Annotated in this window: 22 protein-coding genes, 1 pseudogene and 1 riboswitch; of the genes and pseudogenes, 5 read left to right on the plus strand and 18 right to left on the minus strand. The window is 54.4% G+C overall.

Annotated features, from left to right (window positions below):
* Positions 1-84 precede the first annotated feature (84 nt).
* The 8 genes from D3P09_RS28160 to D3P09_RS16375 form a co-directional block, all read right to left on the minus strand.
* The gene (locus tag D3P09_RS28160) at positions 85-309 is read right to left on the minus strand and encodes a macro domain-containing protein (RefSeq protein ID WP_243644229.1); all 225 of its coding nucleotides are present in this window, start codon (positions 307-309) and stop codon (positions 85-87) included.
* A gap of 13 nt (positions 310-322) precedes the next feature.
* Positions 323-496: a macro domain-containing protein gene (locus D3P09_RS28165; protein ID WP_243644230.1), complete on the minus strand. Its 174-nt coding sequence runs from the start codon at positions 494-496 to the stop codon at positions 323-325.
* Between the two features lie 59 nt (positions 497-555).
* A complete protein-coding gene (locus tag D3P09_RS16350) occupies positions 556-1,770 on the minus strand; it encodes an MDR family MFS transporter (protein WP_424452453.1) in 1,215 nt (404 codons plus the stop codon).
* A 79-nt stretch (positions 1,771-1,849) separates the two neighbouring features.
* Complete coding sequence (locus D3P09_RS16355) at positions 1,850-2,323, minus strand: DinB family protein (protein WP_243644234.1); 474 nt, start codon at positions 2,321-2,323, stop codon at positions 1,850-1,852.
* Positions 2,324-2,652: 329 nt separating this feature from the next.
* Positions 2,653-4,290 carry an extracellular solute-binding protein gene (locus D3P09_RS16360; RefSeq protein ID WP_120112108.1) on the minus strand — a complete coding sequence of 546 codons (1,638 nt, stop codon included), beginning with the start codon at positions 4,288-4,290 and terminating at the stop codon, positions 2,653-2,655.
* A gap of 165 nt (positions 4,291-4,455) precedes the next feature.
* On the minus strand, positions 4,456-5,538 hold the full coding sequence (locus D3P09_RS16365; RefSeq protein WP_120112109.1) for an SIS domain-containing protein: 1,083 nt from the start codon (positions 5,536-5,538) through the stop codon (positions 4,456-4,458).
* Between the two features lie 3 nt (positions 5,539-5,541).
* Entirely contained in the window at positions 5,542-7,929 is a 2,388-nt protein-coding gene (locus tag D3P09_RS16370) for a glycoside hydrolase family 9 protein (RefSeq protein ID WP_120112528.1), read from the minus strand.
* The gene (locus D3P09_RS16375; protein ID WP_243644239.1) at positions 7,929-8,912 is read right to left on the minus strand and encodes an ROK family protein; all 984 of its coding nucleotides are present in this window, start codon (positions 8,910-8,912) and stop codon (positions 7,929-7,931) included. The genes D3P09_RS16370 and D3P09_RS16375 overlap by 1 nt, the downstream gene beginning before the upstream one ends.
* A 268-nt stretch (positions 8,913-9,180) precedes the next feature.
* Here D3P09_RS16375 and D3P09_RS16380 point away from each other — a divergent pair, with 268 nt between their 5' ends.
* The 3 genes from D3P09_RS16380 (at position 9,181) to D3P09_RS16385 (ending at position 11,036) form a co-directional block, all read left to right on the plus strand.
* On the plus strand, positions 9,181-10,245 hold the full coding sequence (locus D3P09_RS16380; protein ID WP_120112531.1) for a LacI family DNA-binding transcriptional regulator: 1,065 nt from the start codon (positions 9,181-9,183) through the stop codon (positions 10,243-10,245).
* A 91-nt stretch (positions 10,246-10,336) separates the two neighbouring features.
* Positions 10,337-10,525, plus strand: coding sequence for a hypothetical protein (locus tag D3P09_RS27410; RefSeq protein WP_133305019.1), 189 nt, complete (start codon positions 10,337-10,339; stop codon positions 10,523-10,525).
* Complete coding sequence (locus D3P09_RS16385) at positions 10,473-11,036, plus strand: hypothetical protein (protein WP_120112112.1); 564 nt, start codon at positions 10,473-10,475, stop codon at positions 11,034-11,036. Before D3P09_RS27410 ends, D3P09_RS16385 begins: the two co-directional genes overlap by 53 nt.
* Before the next feature lie 226 nt (positions 11,037-11,262).
* On the opposite strand, the gene D3P09_RS16390 is transcribed toward D3P09_RS16385, so the two are convergent.
* The 9 genes and pseudogenes from D3P09_RS16390 to D3P09_RS16430 form a co-directional block, all read right to left on the minus strand.
* Positions 11,263-12,117: an ABC transporter permease gene (locus D3P09_RS16390; RefSeq protein ID WP_120112115.1), complete on the minus strand. Its 855-nt coding sequence runs from the start codon at positions 12,115-12,117 to the stop codon at positions 11,263-11,265.
* On the minus strand, positions 12,117-13,031 hold the full coding sequence (locus D3P09_RS16395; RefSeq protein ID WP_120112118.1) for an ABC transporter ATP-binding protein: 915 nt from the start codon (positions 13,029-13,031) through the stop codon (positions 12,117-12,119). Before D3P09_RS16395 ends, D3P09_RS16390 begins: the two co-directional genes overlap by 1 nt.
* 1 nt (position 13,032) lies before the next feature.
* Positions 13,033-13,461, minus strand: a complete 429-nt coding sequence (locus D3P09_RS16400) for a DUF3021 family protein (protein WP_120112120.1) — start codon at positions 13,459-13,461, stop codon at positions 13,033-13,035.
* A gap of 12 nt (positions 13,462-13,473) precedes the next feature.
* Positions 13,474-13,911, minus strand: a complete 438-nt coding sequence (locus tag D3P09_RS16405) for a LytTR family DNA-binding domain-containing protein (protein WP_120112123.1) — start codon at positions 13,909-13,911, stop codon at positions 13,474-13,476.
* Positions 13,912-13,913: 2 nt separating this feature from the next.
* Entirely contained in the window at positions 13,914-14,084 is a 171-nt protein-coding gene (locus D3P09_RS27735; RefSeq protein ID WP_165867468.1) for a hypothetical protein, read from the minus strand.
* Between the two features lie 167 nt (positions 14,085-14,251).
* Entirely contained in the window at positions 14,252-15,364 is a 1,113-nt protein-coding gene (locus D3P09_RS16415) for a GNAT family N-acetyltransferase (RefSeq protein WP_120112127.1), read from the minus strand.
* A 48-nt stretch (positions 15,365-15,412) separates the two neighbouring features.
* A riboswitch (ZMP/ZTP riboswitch) is annotated at positions 15,413-15,494 on the minus strand.
* A 43-nt stretch (positions 15,495-15,537) separates the two neighbouring features.
* A complete protein-coding gene (locus D3P09_RS16420; RefSeq protein WP_120112130.1) occupies positions 15,538-16,170 on the minus strand; it encodes a hypothetical protein in 633 nt (210 codons plus the stop codon).
* A 1,486-nt stretch (positions 16,171-17,656) separates the two neighbouring features.
* A pseudogene (locus D3P09_RS28170) lies at positions 17,657-18,901 on the minus strand (DEAD/DEAH box helicase); the annotation flags it as partial.
* 138 nt (positions 18,902-19,039) lie between these two features.
* Positions 19,040-19,573, minus strand: a complete 534-nt coding sequence (locus tag D3P09_RS16430; protein ID WP_120112135.1) for a helix-turn-helix transcriptional regulator — start codon at positions 19,571-19,573, stop codon at positions 19,040-19,042.
* Positions 19,574-19,674: 101 nt separating this feature from the next.
* Here D3P09_RS16430 and D3P09_RS16435 point away from each other — a divergent pair, with 101 nt between their 5' ends.
* Positions 19,675-20,790, plus strand: coding sequence for a serine hydrolase domain-containing protein (locus D3P09_RS16435; RefSeq protein WP_120112138.1), 1,116 nt, complete (start codon positions 19,675-19,677; stop codon positions 20,788-20,790).
* A gap of 80 nt (positions 20,791-20,870) precedes the next feature.
* Here D3P09_RS16435 and D3P09_RS16440 read toward each other — a convergent pair whose 3' ends face one another.
* Positions 20,871-21,221: a potassium channel family protein gene (locus tag D3P09_RS16440; RefSeq protein WP_120112140.1), complete on the minus strand. Its 351-nt coding sequence runs from the start codon at positions 21,219-21,221 to the stop codon at positions 20,871-20,873.
* Between the two features lie 226 nt (positions 21,222-21,447).
* Between D3P09_RS16440 and D3P09_RS16445 the strand changes: the two genes are divergently transcribed.
* A complete protein-coding gene (locus tag D3P09_RS16445; protein ID WP_120112142.1) occupies positions 21,448-22,479 on the plus strand; it encodes a Leu/Phe/Val dehydrogenase in 1,032 nt (343 codons plus the stop codon).
* Positions 22,480-22,482 lie beyond the last annotated feature (3 nt).

Here is a 22,482-nt window from a genome sequence, read left to right on the forward strand (position 1 = left end):
TTGAAGGCTTTTTCAATAGGTTTGGTGAATGATTTATCCGCTGCTCCCCCTTTTGGGACAGCCACATTCATTATCATTTTTGCTTTATAACGTACAAACTACTATTTCAACTTCGGTATCCTCAAAAGCCTCTTTAATGATTTCTCTTACTTTGCCCCATTGCAGCTTATCAAGCCCACAGCCGATTTGCGGCATGGCAAGCTTAGCAATTCCTTCGTTCAAGCACACATCTTTCATAGACGCAACGGCCCTGGTCAATGATTCGTATGTTGGTTTATGCCAGTATTTTGATTTGGTAATCAGATTCAAGGTTCTGCCTGCTTTATAACATCTTCCTATGGTTAATGGCCATATCTTGCAGGGATTTAAGTTTAAATCTCTTTCTAAACTCAACCGCAATGCCCGCACCCATTTTGGCATCCGAGGAAATACAGTGCGCCAAGAAATATTCATCTGCCATAGAGAACAGGTCTTTTTTGATTTCTATAAACTCCACGACTTGTCACTCCTTATCAAATGATGACTTGTGCCAGAGTGTCTTGCTTGATTCCCAAGTTATGCGCCAACTCCCATATCCCGCTGCATCGTCCGCTTTTCGCCCAGCAGGTAGAACCAGATGGAGATGATCGAAACGACTGCAACGGTGATGAACAAGCTTCGTCCCCCGTAGCCCTGCAGCAGCATGCCGCCCAGCCACGGACCGAGGAAGTGACCCAGATTCGTGAACGTCTGGGCGCCAAAGTAAGTGCCCCGCATCTTGTCTGGCGCCAGCCGGTCAATAATCATGGCACCGGCCGGGAACGTCAGAATCTCGCCCCAGGTGAAGATGACCATCGATACAATGAGCATCCACCAGCTGTCACTGAAGGCAAAGCCGACATGGCCGATCGCATAGCTGATGCTGCCGACCGCAATCGCCGTCATCGGCGACTTCTTCTCCGCCCACTTGGAGAATGGAAGCTGGAAAGCAATGACGACTACGGCGTTAATGCTCATCATCCAAGCGAACAGCGTAACTCCATTCGCGAACTGCCCGTCCACAAATTGCGATAGGGTGGACGTCATCTGCGCGTAGGAGATAGCGCTAATTATGCCCCCGATAATGAAATATCGGAACGCTTTGTCCCGGCGAATCACATTCCAGGACTGGCCGATCGTAACCGGCTCCTTCTTCTCCCCTTCAATGCTGCGGATGCCGAATTTGTTCAGCAGCACATGAAGCAGGACGCCATAGCACAGATAGATGCAGCCGGTAATGATCCACGGCAAGCGGCCGCTCATCGCGGCGAACAAGGTTCCAAGAAGCGGACCGACCGATACGCCGATATTGATCGCCATGTAACGGAGGGAGAAGACCTGATACCGCTTCTCCTTCCCGGTCAGATCGGCCATTAGCGCCTGTGAGACAGGCTCATAGAAGGAGCGGCACAGCCCGTTAATGGCATTAAGCAGCGCGAAAATGATGGGGACGCCGGTGAAGGCAAAGCCCAGAAAGACGAAGCCCCACATATAGATCGCTGCCAGCATAATGATTCTGCGCCCGAACCGGTCGGACAGATAGCCGCCGAAGAAGCCTCCGAGCATGCCTGCCAGCGAGCCGATGCCGACGGTGACGCCGATCATCGTAGGACTCATATCTGTCGCGGCTAATAAGTAGATGGCGAGGAAAGGCAAGCTCATCGAGCTGGCAATTCTGGCGAATATGGTGCCCGCCAGCAGCACCTGAACGATGGGATGGAATTGGGTAACCGTCCCGAAGACACGACGCAACAAACAAATCCCTACTTTCTCTTGCTGCAACGATACAATCCTAGGAATGCGATGTTTGTAGTTACCGCGCCTGCGCAGGCTATCGGTTCAGCAAATTTTTGTATAGTTTAATAACACTTTGGTGCTGGCCTTCATGATACAAGGCAAGGCTTAGAAATTGCTCCGGCGAATCCATCGTAAAACCCGTCGAAGTGGTGTAAGGCGTAATCTTCTCCTGCAGCCGATCCTGCAGCGTCGCCTGAATACGGGCATTCTGCTCTCCGAGCAGCTGCTCCAGCTCAGGCAGAGACGGCAGAGGCGCAGAGCTTGCGCTTGTTAATGGAGAGGTGCCGTATTCGAACCGCTCCTTGAAGCCGTCCGGCAATTGCTGCGGAAGCCCGATGTATTGAAAGGCGAACCGCTCCAGCACGACATAGACATGCCCCATGTTCCAGCGAATCGAATTGCGGAAGCCGTCCGGTATAAGGTCCGCCATCTCCTCCGTCACCCCGCTTGCCGCCTTCAACGTGCCGCTTCGGACAAAAGCCAATTGCTTAAACAGATAATGCTCCACTCTACCCGCTCCCAACATTTTTAAATGGTATATAAAAAGAACCTTTTCAATGGAAAAAGGTTCCCTCTACTCGGCTACAGCTATTGCATCCCGCACTATTCACATCGGAATAAAATAAGAAATTCGCAGGAATTGCAAGGCCAAAAAGTGTCGATTCTGTGAAAGGTATGCCCATTATACCTGACATCGTGCGAACGGACAATCTCTTTTTTGCCAAATGATCAAGAGCGCATGCATTCAAATGCAAATAGCCGCCTCCCGCAGATTCCTCTGCAAGAGACGGCTCTATACTTGCTCCTATCCTTTATAGCTGTATGTGTATGACGGTATTATTCCCCTGCAATCAGCCTTTTGTTGTTTTGCCATACTTCTGTGCGCCATTCCAGAAGCTTGGTATAGCCGGCATCTTGCGCGTTTTGCTCCGCTTTGTCCAGGATGCTGAGCACCTCTGCGTCGCTCTTCGCCATGACGCTTTGCGCATAGGCTTGCGTGAAGATATCGTCCACACGCTGCTTGACGAGGCCCAGATCGCTATTCGGCTCCGGATCCAGGTTGATGTATTCCGTAACGTCGGCTTGAGTCGGCCAAGTCACTTCATTCTGATAACGCGCCGCCCAGTTCTGCTGCTCCGGCGGGAGCTTGCTTTCATACTTCATTTTAGCCGGGTCGATGTAGCCCGTGTTGCCGTTCCACATGATGCGGTCATGCGCCTGCTGAAGGTCCAGCACTTCCTTGGCATCGTATTCGTCCGTGTAGACCGGGTGGCCGTCTTCGTCGAAGCCCTTCCAGTTCTTGCCCTCCGGACCGAAGAAGAGAAGCGCCTGTCCTTCCGGTCCTGTGTACCAGTCCAGGAATGCGAAGATCTTCTCCGGATCCTTCGCCGTCTTCGTGATAACGCTTACGTTCCAGCCCAAAGCGGAGTAAGTGCCCGGGTAAATTTTGTTTTTGTCCAAGCCTTCTTTATGAATCGGCCAGATCATGAAGTAACCGGCTTCAGGATCGTTCTTCGAGAGCTCTTGATGGGCATCCATCGCAATCGGGTTGGAGCCTGCGTAGACCGCTACCCGGCCCTGCATCACCTTCTCCTCGATCTGGTCCAGCGTCTGTGTGAATGCGTCCTGGGAGATCAGCTTCTCGCGGTACAGCTTGGAGATATACTGCTGCGCCTCGCGGAAGGTCGGATCTGTGAACAGGGATGTCAGCTTGTCGCCTTGCGGCACAGCGCGCATGCCCAAATATTCATAGAGAGCGTTTTCAGCAAATCCCGTGTAAAGCACGCCAAGCCCCTGCAGGTCCTTCGCCAGATGCGGCTCGAACGGCACGATGCTGTCGCCGTACTTCGCTTTTACTTGTACGAGATAGTCGTACAGATCTTCTGTCGTCTCCAGCTTGGGCGAACCCAGCTCGCCGTAGATTTTCTTGTTGATGACGTAACCTGCGTTGCCGTTCGGGCGGTTCGTATACCAGTTAGGGAACTGATACAGCTTGCCGTCGGAGGAGCGGAGAAGGTTGATATTGTCGCCCATCCAAGTTTTCAGATTGGGATATTTGTCCAGATAGTCATCGAATGGAACGAGCATGCCTGCTTCACGCAGTCTCTCTACCTCTGCACCACGGTCCATCCATATCACATTCGGCAATGTGCTTGAAGCAATCATTGTGCTCAGCTTCTGATCGGCATTGCCGCTTGCCGTAATCGGAACGATGTTGACCCCTTTGTTCTCCTTGATCCATCTTCCTGCTACCGTGCTGTCCCATGCCGGCACATCGTACCAGTCATAATGTCCGTACATGGTGAATTCGATCGGCTCCGAGCCCAGTTCCCACTCCGCCGTTGCTTCGGAATCGGACGGGCTTGGAGCAGGCTCCGAGTTCGTCTTCTTCGAACTGCTGCAGCCTGCTAGGATGGTTCCGCATACAAGAATCGCGGACACGATCAGCATCGTGGTCTTTCTGGCTTTCGTCATGCTTGTATTACCCCTCTCCATATGATGTTATATGTCCAAAGCGAAGCTCGCCCTAAACCAATGGGATATTACGAAAGTAGCAAAATCGATCAGCACGATATGCACGATGTTGGTCAGTTGCCCGGATGTTGGTGTGCCAACCCTCTTATCCTTGCTCGCTACCGCCTAGGCGTAGTTGCCCGGCTGTGTCTTGCTCTTCATAGCCATACCGAAGTCGGTATAGATGCGGTTCGTCAGGTCGATGCCTCTCGCCCCCGCAATATGATGCGCTAGTATTTGAAAAGGAATGATCAGCGCAAAAGGCGCGGCGTACTCGTCAATAGCGAGGTCCAGCCCAATCACATTCGCTTCGGAGGAGCTTCCTGTCGTAATCGTGTAGACATGCCTCGAGATGCGCTCTTCATAGCTGCGAAGCCGCTCCAGACGATCCTTGACCGGGCTCTCCGTCTCAACGAAGAAGAAGCGGTGCTCTGGATTGACCTCCAGATACGGGCCATGCATGAACGCCTCCACCTCTACGCCCTGCGATGGCACCCGGACGGTCTCGACGAATTTGGTCTCGAACTCCTTGATTGTCCCTACCGCAGGTCCATAACCGACCGCCGTGAACCGCGGCGCGCTGGCAAGCTCTTCGCGGAACGTCTCGAAGAACGCCTCCGTGCGGGCAATCGTTGCCGGAATAGCCGCCGCAGCGCGCCGCAACGAATCCAGCTGCACCTGCACCTCGACAGCGCTCATGCTGCCGTTCAGCTCGCCTGTGCGCAGGCCCGCAAGCATCAAGGTGAGCACAGTAGCCAGAAAGCCCTTTGTCACATAGCCGACCCGTTCCGCGCCGCAGCCGATATCGACCGTTAAGTCGGCAGCTTCGCTTATGGCGCTCTCCGTATCCGCGCTCAGTGCGATTACAGGCAGCCCCGCCTCCTCGCGCATGCGCTCCAGCGCTCCGATCGTTGAAGTGCTGTGACCGCTCTGGGAGATGCCGATCGCAAGATCCGTATAAGGGCTCATTTTGTCATAATGCGTGAACGGGAACGGCTCCTTGATGTCTACGCGTACGCCCGCCCAGCGCTCAATGGCGTACCTGGCACTCAGCGCTGCGTTGTAGCTGGAGCCTGTTGCGACGAGCAGCCAGTCCTGCTTGCCGGAGGCAAGCTCCGCGAACTTCTCCACATTGTCCGGATAGGCGGCGAGAATACGCTCCGACATCTCCTTCTCTTCATTGATATAAGTCATCATGGTTGGTTTCACAGTCTACACCTCCGCTGCGTACAGATCGGCTACGATGGACATCCATTTGCCCGCTACGCCGGTCCATACTTCTTTATAAGTTGCGTTATTGAATTGCGGCCAATACGGCTCATCCTCATTGCCGAAGGTTTGTACGCCGACCGGCAATTCGCCCGTCATCTCGCCGCACAGCACCGAATATTGCTGCGCATAGCGGTACCCTTCGCCGTGCATCATGGATTGGCCGAACGGATTTTGCCCGACGATCCAGCGCAGCTGGCCCTCCGCAATATCCAGCAAAGCCTTATCCTTCAGATGGAGGCCTGCGACGGAAGCCGCCTTCCCTTGCGACAGCATGATCGCGTTGTTGCCTCTGAACGAGAACCATACCGGGAATCTGCGCAAATAATACTCTTCATTCAGCTTCACGCCCGCATTAAGCTGGTCGCCGTAATCTTCTTGCGCTTGATGGTCGATAAGCAAATGCTGATAGTTGAAGCTCTTGTCGTCCTGATGCTCATTCACATGGTAGACGCCGCTTGCCAGCATCGGATACGGCAGCGTATATGCTGCAAGGCGCTTGACGTATTCCGCGTAAGCCTCGATCGATGCCAGCCAATCGCCAGCTTCAGGATGCTCCCCCTGCGTCTCATGGATGGCGGAGAAAGCCATCATATAGAGATGCTCACGCGCCTGGTGATTGAAGTGCTGTACGACCTCTTGGCTTGGATTCCGGTAGAAGAAGCCGCTCAGCTTGGCTCCGCCCTCTACCTCGATGCCTTCAAGCTCCTGGGATCTCCTCACAAAAGCGATGAACTCCGCTGCCTTCTTCGCATAGAAGCTGTCCTTGGTCGCCTTGTAGAGCATCGACGCCGCCCATGAGGCTGTTGCCATGTACAAGCTCTCGGACGATTGGTACGTATGCTCCCAGAAAATCGGCTTTTGGTCGAAGCCATGCTTCTTGAACTCTTCCAGCGCATATTGGAAATCTTCCTTGGCGATCACCAGCAGCCGCTTCGATAAGGCTGGATGATGCACTATCCGGCTATGGATATAAGCTTCAATGCCTGCGCAGTAGAAGTTCTCATAGGCCTGGTTATGGACTCGCGCTTCCGCGTCATCCATATTGCCGATGCGCCCGTCCGTCCAACGGGTAATACCTGCGCTTGTTGCGCGATAACCGTCTCCGAATCGGGTTTTCAGCATAAAATCAAGTCCCCACTCGCCTTCCTCCAGCAATCGAAGATAGAGATCCTCATCGAATGGCTTCACTTGCTCCGCCATCTCGAACAGCGAATGCGTCACCTCTGCCGACTGGATCAGCTGTTGAGAGACATCGCCCGCATCGTGCCAGCCGCCGTTGAACGACAGCATAGTTCCTTTATGGTTCGCTACAATATCCGCATGGCAGCTGCCGTGGATGCCTGGAACCGGGTAGCCGCAGCGCTCGCAAAAAATAAAGTTCAGCGATTTCCATACGGAGGCATGCCATACGCCCGGCGCGGCTCCAATGGCGAAGCTCTGCGTCGCTGCGCCGCCTGCGCTTAGCGTATAGCGGCCGTTCTGCTTGAACTCGGAGAAGTCCATCACTTGGAACGTTCCCCACTCCGTCTCCATCTCGCTTAACTTGCCGGTGAATACTGCCGCCCCGCTGACTTCGTGAAGCAGCTGAAAGAGCTCCCCCTCAAGTCCGACAGCAAAGGCCGTCTTGCTTCCATCGACGGAATAGCCGCTATGGGAATACACAATCTCCCCCCGCTTCGGCACCCAGCCCTTGGACACATGATGTCCGTCCACTTTCTCCAGCGTAATATCCTTGAGCGCCAACTCAATGACGTCTCCCGTCGCCTTCTCTTTGCCGTTCAGGTAATATCCGATAGTCAGCTCTGTAATGACGTCCCTAGGAAGCTCTTGAATGTCCAGATGAACGGTGTTCCACTCATGGTTATCCATATTCACGCCATGTACGCCCTCGCGGTGATACAGATCAGGAATCGGAATGGCGCCCTCGTTCTTGAACTTGATCATAATGTAGGCGTTAGGCACGCCGTGAAAATCAGGATGCAGGTTAAGCGTGATGCGGTTGAAGGCTTCCCAGTTCACCTGCGGAAGCTTCAAGGTCATCCATGCGCTGCCGAAATTCACATAATCACCGTCAGCAGGCGCTCCTTCCGGCCAATGGGGCATAATGGAAGGCGATACGAGCTGGACTGCTTGCTCGCTTGTTCTTAGCGACCCTACGCCGTGATGAACCCATTGATGGCTTTCGCCGACAGCCGCATCGAATAGTGTTTCACGGGAGAGCACAGCCTGCTTCGCTTGTTCCTTCTCCATCGAATGTTCCCGGTAGATGGACAGCGGGCGATGAAGATAACCCGACTTTCTGATGTCCTGCTTGAAGCTTTCGTTCATCATGAGACAACACTCCCCTGCTTCATAGTCCATGCTTCCAACCCCACCATGGCTGCGCCTACAAGTCCCGCTTCCGGCGTCTCTTGCTTCGTGCCTGCAATTCCGTTCGCAACAAATCGCATCGTCTTCGGATTGAGGTATTGCCCGACCAGCTCCTTGAAGTACGCATTGCCGCCTACTCCGCCGCCCAGCACGATCGTATCCGGGTCGGATACGCGCACCATGTTCATAATCGCGGCAGCCAGCGCCCGTGCGCCTTCCTCCGTCACCCGCTCCGCCAGCGCGTCACCCGCTTGGGCTTGCTCGAAGATCGTCTCGGCCGCTACCCGCTTGCCCTCTTCAATAGCGATCGCGGTATCCGGGTATTGGCTGCGCAGATTAATAACCCTTTCGTGCAAGCCGAGGCCGGAGGACAATCGCTCGACGCAGCCTCTGCGGCCGCAGGCGCATATAGCGTCACTGTTCATATCCACAACCATGTGCCCGATCTCTCCCGCATTGAAATGCGAGCCTTCGATGATTGCGCCATTAACGACGAAACCCGCCGCAATGCCCGTGCCAACGTTGAGGTAAATAAAGTCCTTCGACTCCCTGCCCCAGCCATGCTTCAGCTCTGCCAGCGTCGCGCAGGACACATCGTTGTCGATTCCGCATGGAAGGCCAAATTGCTGCTCGATGATGCTCCTTACGTCGGTCGGGTTTGTCTTGCCCGGCTGGATCTCCATCCACACGCCCTGGGCTCTGTCTACCCGGCCTACTACGCCGATGCCAATCGCGATGAGCTCTCGCGCTATTCTCGGCGCGGTACCCAGATAATCGGATATAGCCTTCTGTATATTCTCCATGGCAGCTGCTTGTGTCGCCGTATTCGTGGGATACGACTGCGTATGCAGCACTTTGCCGTCCAATGTGACTTCTCCGAGCAATATCGACGTACCGCCCAGATCGACTGCGAGTATAGATTGCGTAATTGGCTGTTCCACAGCTGCACCTCCTATCAATTTGGTATCGTTACCAAAAACGGTTGCATTATTTCGTTGTTGTCATGAGATTAACAAATGAAAAAGAAGCTGTCAACAGCATATTCAAGCGAAATTTTGAGTAAAATCGAGATAAAGCCAATGGAATCAACCTCACCCTTCATTTCGTGGTAACGATACCAAACATCTGTTGAATAAAACCTGATCTTGGGTTAAAATTTAGCTATAAAACACAGCATCGGCCAAAGGATGTGCCCCGTTGAAAACGAAAATGACCATTCAGGAGATCGCCCAAAAAAGCGGCGTATCCGTGTCCACTGTTTCGCGTGTGCTTAACAACAGTCCGTCCGTCTCTCCCAAAAAGAGGGAGAAGATTCAGCAAATTATCGACGAATACAACTATACGCCAAGCGTGTTCGCCAGAGGCATGGTCAATCACACATCGAAGAATATCGGCATTATTTTGCCGGACATTACGAACCCTTACTTCGCTTCCTTGTTCCTGGAGGTTCAGAACTTCGCGCTGAAAAATCAGTATGCCACGCTGCTGTTCAACACGATGTTCGTCCGCCATCAGCTGCAGAATGAGCTTCATCTGAATGAAGAGGACTATTTCAAAATGATTTTGGAGAAACAGGTGGATGGCGTGCTGATTCTCGGCGGCAGCATAGACAAGGAGGATGTACCCAACTCCTTCATCCATGCGCTCAACCAATTGCAGCGCCGGGTGCCCGTCGTCATTGTCGGCTCCAAGATCGACGGCTGCGACTGTCTCTTTATCGAGCGGAACTTGAAGCAGGGAGTCACCTCGATCGTGCATCACTTTATCGCGCTCGGCCACGAGCGAATCGGCTTTATCGGCGGCGAGCCCGGCATCCGCATCACATCTGCACGTATCGATGCGTTCAAGCACAGCCTGCAGGTGCTGAACAAGCAGGTCGACGAGCGGCATATCGTCACATCCGACTACTATGCGCAGGACGGCTATTCCGCGATGATCCAGCTGCTGGACACCTCGGCGGATAGCTTGCCGACGGCGGTGATCGCCATTAACGATATGGTTGCCATCGGCGCTATTCGGGCCATGAGGGACCGCGGCCTGGATTGCCCGGGCGACATCGCAATCGCCAGCTGCGATCAGTTCCTTCAGAGTGACTACAGCATCCCGCGCCTGACGTCGCTGGATCAGCACAATGAATACTTGGGCCGCATGGCGGTCATGCAGCTCATTAGCGCCATTAACGGCTCCGAGGAAATGCTCAGCATCAACCATTCCCCGGAGCTCATCATCCGCGAATCCTGCGGAGCCGCGGGCGACGCCGGCTCCCGCACGTAATTGAAGCCGCTGCAAGCCGAGGTTGGTCGGCATGCAGCGGCTTCGCGCGTTGGTGCGGCTTTCGCTGGCGCTCTAAGCCGAGTTTCTCGGCTTGCAGCTCTCTTTGCCGCTCGGCGTCACTCTCTATGCCGAGTTTCTCGGCATGCAACGCTCTTCGCCGCTCGGCGGCGCTCTCTATGCCGAGTTTCTCGGCTTGCAACGCTCTTCGCCGCTCGGCGGCGCTCTCTATGCCGAGTTTCTCGGCATGCAACGCTCTTCGCCACTCGGCGGCGCTCTCTAATGCCGAGTTTCTCGGCTTGCAACGCTCTTTGCCGTTTGACGGCGCTCTCTATGCCGAGTTTCTCGGCTTGCAACGCTCTTCGCCGCTCGGCGGCGCTCTCTATGCCGATTTTCTCGGCATGCAACGCTCTTCACCGCTCGGCAGCACTCTCTATGCCGAGTTTCTCGGCTTGCAGCTCTCTTTGCCGCCTGGCGGCGCTCTCTATGCCGAGTTTCTCGGCATGCAACGCTCTTCGCCGCTCGGCGGCACTCTCTATGCCGATTTTCTCGGCTTGCAACGCTCTTCGCCGCCTGACGGCGCTCTCTATGCCGAGTTTCTCGGCTTGCAACGCTCTTCGCCGCCCGACGGCGCTCTCTATGCCGAGTTTCTCGGCTTGCAGCTCTCTTTGCCGCCCGACGGCGCTCTCTATGCCGAGTTTCTCGGCTTGCAACGCTCTTCGCCGCTCGGCGGTGCTCTCTATACCGAGTTTCTCGGCTTGCAACTCTCTTTGCCGCTCGGCCCCACGCTGTAAGCCGAGTTTCTCGGCTTACAGTTTATCTATACTCCCAAACGCACCAATAGCCGATACAGCCCTTGAGGCTGTACCGGCTATTATGTTCTAATCAGTTATTTCCATGCACTTCTCGCACTTTAAACCTGATCCCTGCATGCGATCCACCAGCCAAGCTGTGCGGTGATCGGAAATTTTGCAATTTAACCCATTCGTTCGCATAAAACTAACTACTCACCATCCCCCGCTACCTGGCTTTCTTCGACACGACCATAATGGACAGCAGATAGAACAGCACCGTCGTCCCGAGCAACACTCCGATGCTCAGCGCTGTTGAAGAGATTGTGCTTCCATACTGAAAAGCGACGCCCATCTCCAGCTTGAACTGCTGCACCATCTCCGTGCTCGCTCCCGTGAAGGAGGCTTGCATCGGCTGCTCTACCATAACGCTGCGGATCAAGGCTCCGGCGTGAGAGACGGGAAATAGCTTGATCATCCATTGTACTGGTTCCGGCAGCGAGCCAATCGGGATGTAGATTCCCGTCAGAAAGCCGATTAGCGTACCGATGATCGTTCCTGCCGTGGAGAATGAATTGCGGCTGTTCAACAGCGACGTTATGAAAAATACGATGGAGCTGCTGGAGAGCACCGACAACAAAATAAGACCGATTACTTTGATCCACGCGGCAAAAGGCAGCCACTCTCCGCCCTGCAGCACAATATAGATTTCCGCCAGCACAAATGTAACTAGACTAAGCAACAATCCAATCGTAAAAGCGCTAAGCAAGTACCCTCCCACAAGATCATAACGTTTGATCGGGGCTGCCTTGAAATCTTTCAAAATATTTTGCGTGCGATCCTCGACCATAATGCCGAGCGCGCCAAGCGTTGCCGTGACCGATGTAACGGCCAGAATGCCCGCCATCACCCAGCTGTCCAATATGAATCCGACACCCGGCATATCCGACAAGCCTGACTTCAACGTATCTCCAAGAAACAATATATAAAGGCCAAATATGATAAACACGGACATAAAGGACATAACAACATTTCGGCGGTCACGGAAAAATAACTTGATATTACGCGCTGCAATGACGTTCATTATGCTCTCATCCCCGTTCCTGTCAGATTCAAAAACACATCATCCAACGAGCCGCTAACAATTTCGATGCCGGTAATATTGCCCTTGCATTCCTCGATCAGAGGCAGCGCATCAATTGTTCGCTTTAGCGGAATCAGATAGATGCCTCCCTGTACGGTATGCGGCAGCGATCGGTCATTCAAGTATTGAGCCAGCTCAGTCGGGCTAGTCGGTATCAGCTTGAGCAGATCTGTGGCGTACCGGTCCTTCAGTTCGCTAGGCGTTCCTTTTGCCAACAGCTGCCCATGATCCATCAGCGTAATATAATCGGCTTGCGCAGCTTCTTCCATGTAATGCGTCGTCAAAAATATCGTCATGCCCTGCTCCTTCTGAAGCTGGCGGATTGTGGTCCATACATGCTTGCGCGTCTGCGGATCCAGGCCTGTCGTCGGCTCGTCGAGGAACAAGACGGACGGCGCATGAATGAGCGCCCTCGCGATATCTGCCCGTCTGCGCTGACCGCCGGACAGCTTGCCGTACGGACGGTCCAGAAAGCCGCTGACGTCGGCCACTTCGACCGCTCTTGCCACCGCAGCCTTAAGCTCCTTGCGCGTGAGCTTATAGAAGCTGCCCCGGACGAACAAATTCTCCTTCACCGTCAGGAACCGATCAAGCATACTGTCCTGGAATACGATGCCGATCGAGGAGCGGATGCCGTCATCCTCTTTGCCAAGCCTGTAGCCGCCTACGCTTGCCTCCCCGCCGTCCGGCTCCAATTGTGTCGTCAGCATATCTATCGTTGTCGACTTGCCGGCTCCGTTGGGCCCGAGGAACGCGAACATGCTGCCCTGTTCCACGTAGAAGTCAATGCCTTTTACCGCCTCGAGCTCTCCGAACGATTTGCGCAACCCGTTAACCTCAATGATCTTATTCATGCTACTCTCCTTTTCCCTGCTTCATATCCAGCTTCCGCTGGGAAAGCTGCTTGTTAATCGCCCTTGCATCCGCCTGATCCCGTATCATCATCAAAGCGCTGACTGCAAAATAAGTGAGCAGAATCATACCGATGATCGGACCAATATACTTCCATTCCAGCGGGAACATTTCGAACACAATCCCGATGGTGAACACAACCGCAGCAATGGCTGCAATCCGAAGCAGCGAGACCATCACATAGCTGGTGACAGGCAGCAGATCGATCAGTGCAATCAGGCCCGTCAGACAGACTGTCATCAGAAAGTAGATAAACACGTCATCAACCGACAGCGGCGTAAACAATTCTATTTTCGCAAAAATCGAATACATCAGCGTAATCAACGTAAAGGTATAGCAGGTAATCGTAAAATAGCTCTTGAACCTGAACATGCCATCCCCTCCTTAAAACTGAATTTTATCTTTGATCGCCTGAACATAATGGCGGTTAATAATCAGCTTCTCCTTGTTTACGAGCTGCGCCTCGAACTTGCCGTTCAACAGCGCACGCACATTCGCCAGCATGGCGATGTTCAGAATGCAGGACTTGCTGATCCGCACAAAGTGACTGTTCGCCAAATGCTCCTCCAGCTCATACAGCTTGTAGTGGCATTCGTACACATCCTTTTCGCAGTAGAGGAAGGTCTTGTTGTCTGTCGATTCGAAGTAGTAGACATCCTCCAGCCGAATGAGATGGCTGCGCCCATCCTTCTTGCCTGTAATGGAGAATGAATAAAGTCTGATCTGGGCAATTAGCCGCTCCAACTGTTCGTCGATGATGCCGCACTTAATTGTAATTTCGACGTCCTGATGATCCAGCGACTGGTCTATAATAAGCTTCAAGCTCACAGCTCCTTCCGGCTTGCCGATTCCTCTTTTCTGTAACTCAGAATACCATTTTTCGTCTGCACTTCAAGACCTTGCGCGGTCAGTTGCATATAGGATGAGGTGAAATGCATCAAAACAATAATGACCCAGCGCCAGTAAGGCTCCGGGTCATCGTTCAACTCTCTCATGCGGGCGCGATCAATTGAATGGCACAGAGCAAAATTTCCGTGCATAGTTCATGCAAGCTTCCAGCCATATGACATAGCGGCACGACCATCAACGTTAATGGCAACATATCAGCGGCTTTTGCAAATTAGAGCTGCCCGAAATCCGTCCAAGCAGCCCCTTCCATATGTCATTCGGCAATTCTCCGTTCATACAGATTGGCGCTCCAGCCTTCTCCATCAAAACGGCCCTGCAGCCCAAAGCCTTGGCTTTGGTAATAGCGATTGAGGCCGGCATTGTCCGCCATGCAGTCGAGACGCAGCCAGCGCTTTCCTTGGCTGCGGATATAGCTCTCCGCTGATGCAAGCAGCTGCCGGCCTATTCCCGCACCTTGATATCGCCGAGAGACAGCCAATCTATGCACATAACCCGCATCTTCATGGTAGCGTTCCCCCCAGATTTCCTCATACGTCCAGTGCACAGAGTAGCATCCAACCAGCTCCCGTCCCCGCTCCGCAACAAACACCTCATGCTCCCCGATGAACGCGTCGACCGAAGCTTGCGTGAAGTTCTCCTCCCTCCATTGCCGCAAGCCATGCGCTGATTGAATCCATCTGGCTGCCTCTTGCAGTAACTCCTGCAGTTTTATTGCATCCTCTGTAGTCGCTCTGCGAATCGACAGCTGATCATCAAAGACATTGAGAACAGGAGCTTCACGATTCCAGTGGTATTCAAGCTTTGCTGCCGTTTCGAGCGCGCGTCCTTCGCCCGCCAGTCGTTCCACCGCATGCAAAGCCGCATCTATGCCAGCCGTCACGCCAGCCGACATAATAATACTGCCGTTGTCTACATAGCGGACGCCCTCCACAATGCGAGCGGAAAGCGGCGCTGCTTCACGAAGCAGATCCATAGCGCGGCTGTTCGTTGTAATCGACAGGCCATCCAGCAATCCCGCCTTGGCAAGCAGCAATGCCCCGGTGCAGACGGATATCGTAAGCTCCGCCTTTTTCGATAAGGCTCTGATCCACTCCGTCATCACCGTATGATGCATCTCCGTACGCGCTCCCCAGCCTCCCGGCACAATCAGGATATCCGGAGTTGGACAATCCTCGGCGCTATAAGACGGAACAAGCGTGATGCCGCTAATCGACCGATACTCCCGCTTCTCCAGCGCTGCTGTATAAACCTGAAAATCCTGCCCCCAATTGCTCGCCACTGCAAACACATCGAAAGGACCTGCCAGATCAAGCGTATCCACACCCTCATACATCAGCACCGCTACTCGCTTCTTCGGTTTTCCCATCCTATCTACGCTCCTTTGAACATAAAAAAGCATTCGATCGATGATCAAATGCTTTGCCCAGGCGAACGGCTTGTATGACAGATGTGCTCCCCCGTAGTCATCTACGCTCTCGCCAGTTACACATCCAGATATTTACTGATTATTATAAATTTTCTGATGCAAAAGTCAACTCTCTACTTTCTTCTTCTCATCCCGAGCAGTGCAACAATGAGGACAACGGCTATCGCCGAAAATAAACCAATCATCAGTCCGCCAGAGATGCTGTTCCCGGAATCGGATGGCTGCCCTTTTTCCGGACTGCTTGCGATCATACGGCTCTGGGGGTCATCATCGTCTGTCCGATCGGTTGCTGCCGGGGCTTCGGATGCATCTATTGCCGGCGGCTCGCTCGCAGGTTGTAGTTGGATCTCCTTATCTTTCAAGTAATCCAGTTCTACTCCGGCTAGAGATAATTTTCCGGTTGGCGAGCATAATTGGTTCTCCCACTTGCCGTCGATATTTTTCAAATAGTACAGGTACTCCTCGCCTTCCTGGCTTTCGCGATGGTCTTTCTCCCAATATTGATCCTCTTGAATCGTGATGTGGTCAACCTCAACCCCTTTGAAGCTTTGCTTCACGTTAAGCTTTATCTTGTGCTTGGACTTGCCCTTTGCAACTTCCAGCACTTCTGCCACTATGATCCCGTCATGCTTCTGATATCGTTCCTCAAGCGTTCCGGGCTGCACACATTCAAGAGCCATCGCTTGACCGGGTTGCATGAGCCAATACGCGAGCATAACCGCCACTAACAAGACCGCTTTTCTCATCTTATCCCCCCTTGCATCCATAGACGAGAAGAGGTGCCGAATTTGTTTCGTGTGGGACAAATGATAAGCAGCTAAAGATTTGTTCGCATGGGGCTGATCTAAGCCGAGAAACTCGGCTTAGAAGGCGCGCGAACCCGCGGCTGGCGGCTGCATGCCGAGAAACTCGGCTTAGAGGGCGCGCGATATCGCGGCTGGCGGCTGCATGCCGAGAAACTCGGCTTAGAGGGCGCGAGACCGCGACTGGCGGCTGCATGCCGAGAAACTCGGCTTAGAACGCGCGCGAAACCGCGGTTGACCACTGCATGCCGAGAAACTCGGCTTAGAGCGCGCGAGAGACCGCGACTGGCGGCTGCATGCCGAGAAACTCGGCTTAGAACGCGCGCGAGACCGCGGCTGAACGCTGCATGCCGAGAAATTCGGCTTAGAACGCGCGCGAGACCGCGACTGGCGGCTGCATGCCGAGAAACTCGGCTTAGAACGCGCGCGAGACCGCGGCTGAACGCTGCATGCCGAGAAATTCGGCTTAGAACGCGCGCGAGACCGCGACTGGCGGCTGCATGCCGAGAAACTCGGCTTAGAACGCGCGCGAGACCGCGGCTGAACGCTGCATGCCGAGAAATTCGGCTTAGAACGCGCGCGAGACCGCGACTGGCGGCTGCATGCCGAGAAACTCGGCTTAGAACGCGCGCGAGACCGCGGCTGAACGCTGCATGCCGAGAAATTCGGCTTAGAACGCGCGCGAGACCGCGACTGGCGGCTGCATGCCGAGAAACTCGGCTTAGAACGCGCGCGAGACCGCGGCTGAACGCTGCATGCCGAGAAACTCGGCTTAGAGGGCGCGCGAGACCGCGGCTGGCGGCTGCATGCCGTGCAACGCCAAATAGCATCCAGGCAACCCGGATGCTATTTGGCATAACTTTATAAAGACAAGCTACTTCTTCGATTTGGACGAAAAAGACGACCATGGCGAAGGAAGAATCGATATAACCTTGCCCGACTCCTGGTGTACTTCCTGCCGCGGCTGCAGCTGCGAATTACGGCTAGTAGAAGACGGCCTCTGCTGATGCTGGGATCTGGCCGGCTTGCCCGATTGACGCTGGCTCTGTCCTTCGCGCGTACGGTCACCCTTCGCATGGCGGGACTGATTCGGCTTCGCCGCTGCCTGTCCCTGCGAACGCACCTGCTCCTTCTCTTGCGGCTTGGAGCCGTCCGAGCGTTTTGGCTTGCCGGCCTGCTGCCCCGCCTCACCGGATTGCGCAGGCTTACTTTGCCGCTTCACCGAACCAGCCGCGTTCTCGCCCGGGCCAGCCTCCGATCCCGACGCTTTACCCTGCGGCTTACCTTGCCGCTTAACTGAACCAGCCGCACTCTCGCCCGGACCAGCTTCCGCTCCCGACGCTTTAGCCTGCGAATTGCCTTGCTGCTTCTCCGAACCAGCCGCATTCGCTCCCGCACCCGCGCTCGTTCCTTGCGGCTTGCTCTTCTTCCGGCGAGACTTCTTGCCGCTGCCCGCGGCTCCTTCCGCCGCCGGCTTCGCTGCAGAAGCACTCGGCTTAGAGGATGCCTGCTCCGCCACAACAGCAGGCGCATCTCCTGTCATCGGATAAGCGTGATCCTGGACGACCGGAATTTTCTTTTTAATTAATTTCTCTATATCCTTCAGGTATGGAAGCTCGTCCTTCTCGCAGAAGGAGATCGCCGTACCATCGTGTCCTGCCCTGCCTGTCCGGCCGATGCGATGCACGTAGGTCTCCGAAATATTCGGCAGGTTGAAGTTAATGACGTGCGACAGCTCCTCCACGTCAATGCCTCTCGCCGCAATATCCGTCGCCACAAGCACGCGGGTCGCGCCGCTCTTGAAGTTGTTAAGCGCGTTCTGGCGCGCATTCTGCGACTTGTCGCCATGAATGGCCTGCGCCGTAATCCGCTGCTTGTTCAGTCCGCGGGCTACGCGGTCCGCGCCATGCTTTGTCCGTGTGAACACAAGCGCTGATACGATCGACTGATCCGAAAGCAGCTCGTTCAGCAGCGCCTGCTTGTTCGCCTTGTCCACCAGATAGACGGATTGATGAATGCGGTCGACCGTTGACGATACGGGCGTGACTTCCACCTTAACCGGATCCTTAAGCAGACTGTCCGCTAGATGCGCGATCTCCGGCGGCATCGTTGCCGAGAAGAACAGCGTCTGGCGCTTGGCCGGCAGCTTAGCAATTATTTTTTTGACATCGTTAATAAACCCCATGTCCAGCATGCGGTCCGCCTCATCCAGCACGAGCATCTCTACTGCGCCCAGATTAATCACCTTCTGGTTCAGCAGATCCATCAGACGGCCTGGCGTTGCAATCAATATATCGGCGCCTTGCGCAAGCGCACGCTCCTGTCCGCTCTGGGATACGCCGCCTACAATAGCAAGACAGCTCACCTGAGTAAACTGGCTGTAAGCCTGGATATTGTCCGAAATTTGGAGCGCGAGCTCCCGCGTTGGCGACAAAATCAATCCCCGGATAGGGCGGTCTCTCCTCGCCCGCCCCATGCTGCCGCTCAGCAGCTGGATCATCGGAAGCGAGAATGCCGCTGTCTTGCCCGTCCCGGTCTGCGCGCAGCCCAGCAGGTCGCGGCCCTCCAGCACGGATGGAATGGAGCGCTCCTGAATCGGCGTAGGCGCTGTATAGTTTTCTTTGCTCAAAGCTTGCAAAATGGGCTGTATCAGCTTCAATTCTTGAAAATTCATTAGTGTCGTTCTCCTATTTGAACACGCATGTGTGTTGTAATCGTATATAGCGTCTAAGGATACCACAAATAAGTGTAAAATAGTAGAAACATTCGAAGATGTTCTGCATTTTTCACCTATTTCCCCAGTCGCCTGCCCTCATTCCCGCAGTTCCTCTCCCAGTCTCCCGAACCAATCTCTCGCATAACGATGCGCTCCCAAGCCATAATTCAGCGTCAACAGCTGATACCGGAAGATGTCTCGATATGGCTCCGGCACATCTATCCGCTCCAATTCCCGTCTTGTCCGCTCAAGACCCTCCAGCGCCCGCTCCAGCTTGTCTGCAATCTCGCCAACGATACGCTGCTTCTCCGACGCATCATCCATATGCCCCAAAAAAAACAGCTTCGATAACGCCGCCACCTCCAGCTTATGGTCCGGCGTCTCGCTCAGCATCCAGAGGCGGAATTGCTCGCGCCCTTGCGGGAGCACGCGGTATATCTTCTTGAGCCTGCCGTTTTCAATGAGCTCCTCGCAGCATACCCACTCCTTGCCAAGCAGCTTCTTCAGCGCCGTCTGCAAGCTGCCGTAGCTTGCGCTGTAGAACAAGGAAATTCCCCGCTTGAAGCTTTGATACAGCTCGTACAAGGTCTGGCTCTGAATCATCAGCAATCCCAATATAACATGTTCCATCCCCTCACCGCCTTTCCATCCCGATTGCCGCAGTCATGAACTGCCGCTATTAGCAATATATCTATTAGGGATAAAAAAAAGAACGGCAGGAGGCCTGCACAATGACATCGCAAACTGAATTAGCCTCATCAAACAATCCCGAGCTTTCGCAGAGACTGAATGACATCTTTCGAAAATATGAGCAAAAACAGATTGGCGTGCCGAAAGGCCGCAAGACGGAGATTCAGGGACGGATATACTCCGCCTCATCCGGCATCGATTACCGCTTCCCCAACAGCCCAAAGCCGTATCACGCCGCCAGCGTCGGCAAGCTGTTTACGATGACGATGGCGGGTATGCTGGCCGATCAAGGACTCATCGGACTTGGCGACCGCATCGCTTCTTATTTTGAGAAAGAGGAGCTGGAACAGTTGTTCCTGCACCGGGGACGAGACTATGCTTACGAGGTGACGGTCAGCCAGCTGCTGAACCATACATCGGGCGTCGGCGATTATTTTGAAGGTCCCGTCACCAGCGGACGGAGATTCCCCCACAGCATCTTCTCCGAGCCGAACCGAATATGGACACCGCAAGAGCTTGTCGCTTTCACAAGAGAGCGTCAGCGGGCATTCGGCCCTCCGGGAGAGCAGTTCCGATATTCCGACACAGGCTATATTCTGCTGGGACAGCTCATGGAGAAGGCAACCGGCAGCTCCTATGGCAGCCTTCTTCGCAAGCATATTTTTGAGCCGCTGGAGCTAAGGGATACTTACCTGATGTTCTATACCGAGCCTATGAATGCGCCGGCTCCCCCTATCTCTCCGCTCTGGTTCAAAGGACGCGATCTAAGCAGGCTGGACAGTCTCAGCTGCGATTGGTCTGGAGGCGGCATCGTGTCAACGACCGACGACTTGATTGCCTTCAGCAAAGCGCTGCATAACGGGGAGTTGATCGCTCCTTCCACCCTGCAGCAAGCCGCCTCATTCCCTTACCGGTTCCGACCTGGCATCTATTACGGGCTCGGCATGATGGAAATCCGGTTTGAGCGGCTGTTTTTTCTGCTGCGGGGATACCCCAGATTAAGAGGACATCTCGGCATTACAGCCGCTCATCTTCACTATGATCCCGCCAGCGATACCCATATCGCGCTTAATTTCGGCTCCGATGCCGCCATGAATGCAAGCTTCCGCGCCTTGGTCGCGGTCTTGAACGAGCTGAAGAAAGTGCAAATCAAATAGCTCCCAATATTAACAGGCACACAACCGAGATTGCGTGCCTGTCTACTTATTGCGACCATTCTCCCGGTCTGTGCTGCAGATTACTCCTCTTCTTTACTATCCGGCTTCCGCTCCGGCTGCTTGATCAGCGAATAGGCAATATGTCCAATCAGGCCAAGGAACAATCCGGTGCCTACAATCACATAAAGCATCATGAATACCTTGCCCAGCACGGTCTGCGGCTCGAACGTCGGATGTCCCACCGTACTTAGCGTCAAGACGCAGACATACAGCGCATCGACGATGGACAGCCCCTCATTCCGGACAAAAAACACAGTGCCCGACAGCAGCATCACGACAACCAATACAAACAATGCCTGAAAATCTTTACGCTTGAATGAACGCCACAGCGCGCTAAGCAGGCGCTTGACGGTTAAGAGGAATGATAGCATGGCACAAGCTCCTATCTTCTCGAACATTAACAATCAGACCCATAGAATAAAACATAAACCGGCTCTTCGTCCAATGGTTTACCGTGCGCCTCGATTCAGCAGTCTTCAGCGCCATCCCGTTAAACTAGCGCCGCAGCCGTCCAGTCTAAGCCCTGTACGCCGTGTCCAATCCGCTTCCCGCTTGCCGGAATATGCTACAGCATACCGAAATGAAAGGGGCGAGAGGATGGACGCTTGGAGAGACGAATACGAGCAGCTGCTATTCCTGCAAGACAGGTCGATCGGGTTCAAAGCCATCGTCGCCATTCATAATACGAGACTCGGCCCTGCGCTTGGCGGCTGCCGGATAAGGCAATATGCCAGCGACAAGGATGCCGTCATCGATGCGCTGAGACTGGCCCGCAGCATGACCTACAAATCGGCGCTGGCCGGTGTTCCATACGGCGGAGGCAAGGCCGTCATATTGGATTCTCCGAATGCCGGGCCTCGCGATGCGTTGTTTCGTACATTAGGAAAGCATATCCAGAAGCTTCAGGGGCAATACATTACCGGCATGGACCTGGGCTCGACCGTTGCGGATATGGATACCGTGCGGCAAGAGACATCCTTCGTCACGGATGTGAGCGGCTCACTAGGGGCGGTCGGGGATTTGACCGCTAAGATGACGGCCTACGGGGTATTTCTTGGTATTCGGGCCTCGCTGAAGCGTCTGTTCGGCTCCGAGTCGCTGCAGCATCGAAGCGCAGCCGTTCAAGGATTAGGCAAGGTAGGCTATCATCTATGCCGTTATTTGAAGGACGCGGGAGCCAGACTTACGGTGGCGGACATTAATAGCGAACGGGTCCGGCTGGCGGTGAAGGAATTCGGCGCAGCCGTCTCCCGGCCGGACCAGATCCTGGCGGCGCCGTGCGATGTGCTCGCCCCCTGCGCGCTCGGCGGCGTGCTGGACGACATCGCGATCGGCCGGCTGAATTGCCGAATTGTCGCTGGAGCTGCTAATAATCAGCTGGCGGAGGAGCGGCACAGCATCAAGCTGCAAAGCCGCGGCATTCTGTACGCCCCTGACTATGTCATTAATGCAGGCGGCATTATCGTAACCGCGTCCGAGCTTAGCGGCGGCGACGCGGCGGAGGCCAAGCGCAATGTAGAGACGATCTATGGCACATTGTCGCGTGTTTATGATCTGTCCGATGCGCAGAACATCCCCACATCGGCAGCAGCGGACCGTCTGGCGGAACAGCTTTTCCTCACGCCATAAAAT

Origin of the sequence: Paenibacillus pinisoli, from assembly GCF_003605435.1 — a bacterium.
In the GTDB taxonomy this organism is placed as follows: domain Bacteria; phylum Bacillota; class Bacilli; order Paenibacillales; family Paenibacillaceae; genus Pristimantibacillus; species Pristimantibacillus pinisoli.

Excerpts from the sequence above, each read along its gene's own strand:
- D3P09_RS16415 (WP_120112127.1), bottom strand. The coding sequence starts at position 15,364 with ATGGGAAAACCGAAGAAGCGAGTAGCGGTGCTGATGTATGAGGGTGTG.
- D3P09_RS16435 (WP_120112138.1), top strand. The coding sequence starts at position 19,675 with ATGACATCGCAAACTGAATTAGCCTCATCAAACAATCCCGAGCTTTCG.
- D3P09_RS16385 (WP_120112112.1), top strand. The coding sequence starts at position 10,473 with ATGCCGAGTTTCTCGGCATGCAACGCTCTTCGCCACTCGGCGGCGCTC.
- D3P09_RS16430 (WP_120112135.1), bottom strand. The coding sequence starts at position 19,573 with ATGGAACATGTTATATTGGGATTGCTGATGATTCAGAGCCAGACCTTG.
- D3P09_RS16360 (WP_120112108.1), bottom strand. The coding sequence starts at position 4,290 with ATGACGAAAGCCAGAAAGACCACGATGCTGATCGTGTCCGCGATTCTT.
- D3P09_RS27735 (WP_165867468.1), bottom strand. The coding sequence starts at position 14,084 with ATGAGAGAGTTGAACGATGACCCGGAGCCTTACTGGCGCTGGGTCATT.
- D3P09_RS16390 (WP_120112115.1), bottom strand. The coding sequence starts at position 12,117 with ATGAACGTCATTGCAGCGCGTAATATCAAGTTATTTTTCCGTGACCGC.
- D3P09_RS16420 (WP_120112130.1), bottom strand. The coding sequence starts at position 16,170 with ATGAGAAAAGCGGTCTTGTTAGTGGCGGTTATGCTCGCGTATTGGCTC.
- D3P09_RS16370 (WP_120112528.1), bottom strand. The coding sequence starts at position 7,929 with ATGAACGAAAGCTTCAAGCAGGACATCAGAAAGTCGGGTTATCTTCAT.
- D3P09_RS16380 (WP_120112531.1), top strand. The coding sequence starts at position 9,181 with ATGACCATTCAGGAGATCGCCCAAAAAAGCGGCGTATCCGTGTCCACT.
- D3P09_RS16440 (WP_120112140.1), bottom strand. The coding sequence starts at position 21,221 with ATGCTATCATTCCTCTTAACCGTCAAGCGCCTGCTTAGCGCGCTGTGG.
- D3P09_RS16445 (WP_120112142.1), top strand. The coding sequence starts at position 21,448 with ATGGACGCTTGGAGAGACGAATACGAGCAGCTGCTATTCCTGCAAGAC.
- D3P09_RS16395 (WP_120112118.1), bottom strand. The coding sequence starts at position 13,031 with ATGAATAAGATCATTGAGGTTAACGGGTTGCGCAAATCGTTCGGAGAG.
- D3P09_RS16400 (WP_120112120.1), bottom strand. The coding sequence starts at position 13,461 with ATGTTCAGGTTCAAGAGCTATTTTACGATTACCTGCTATACCTTTACG.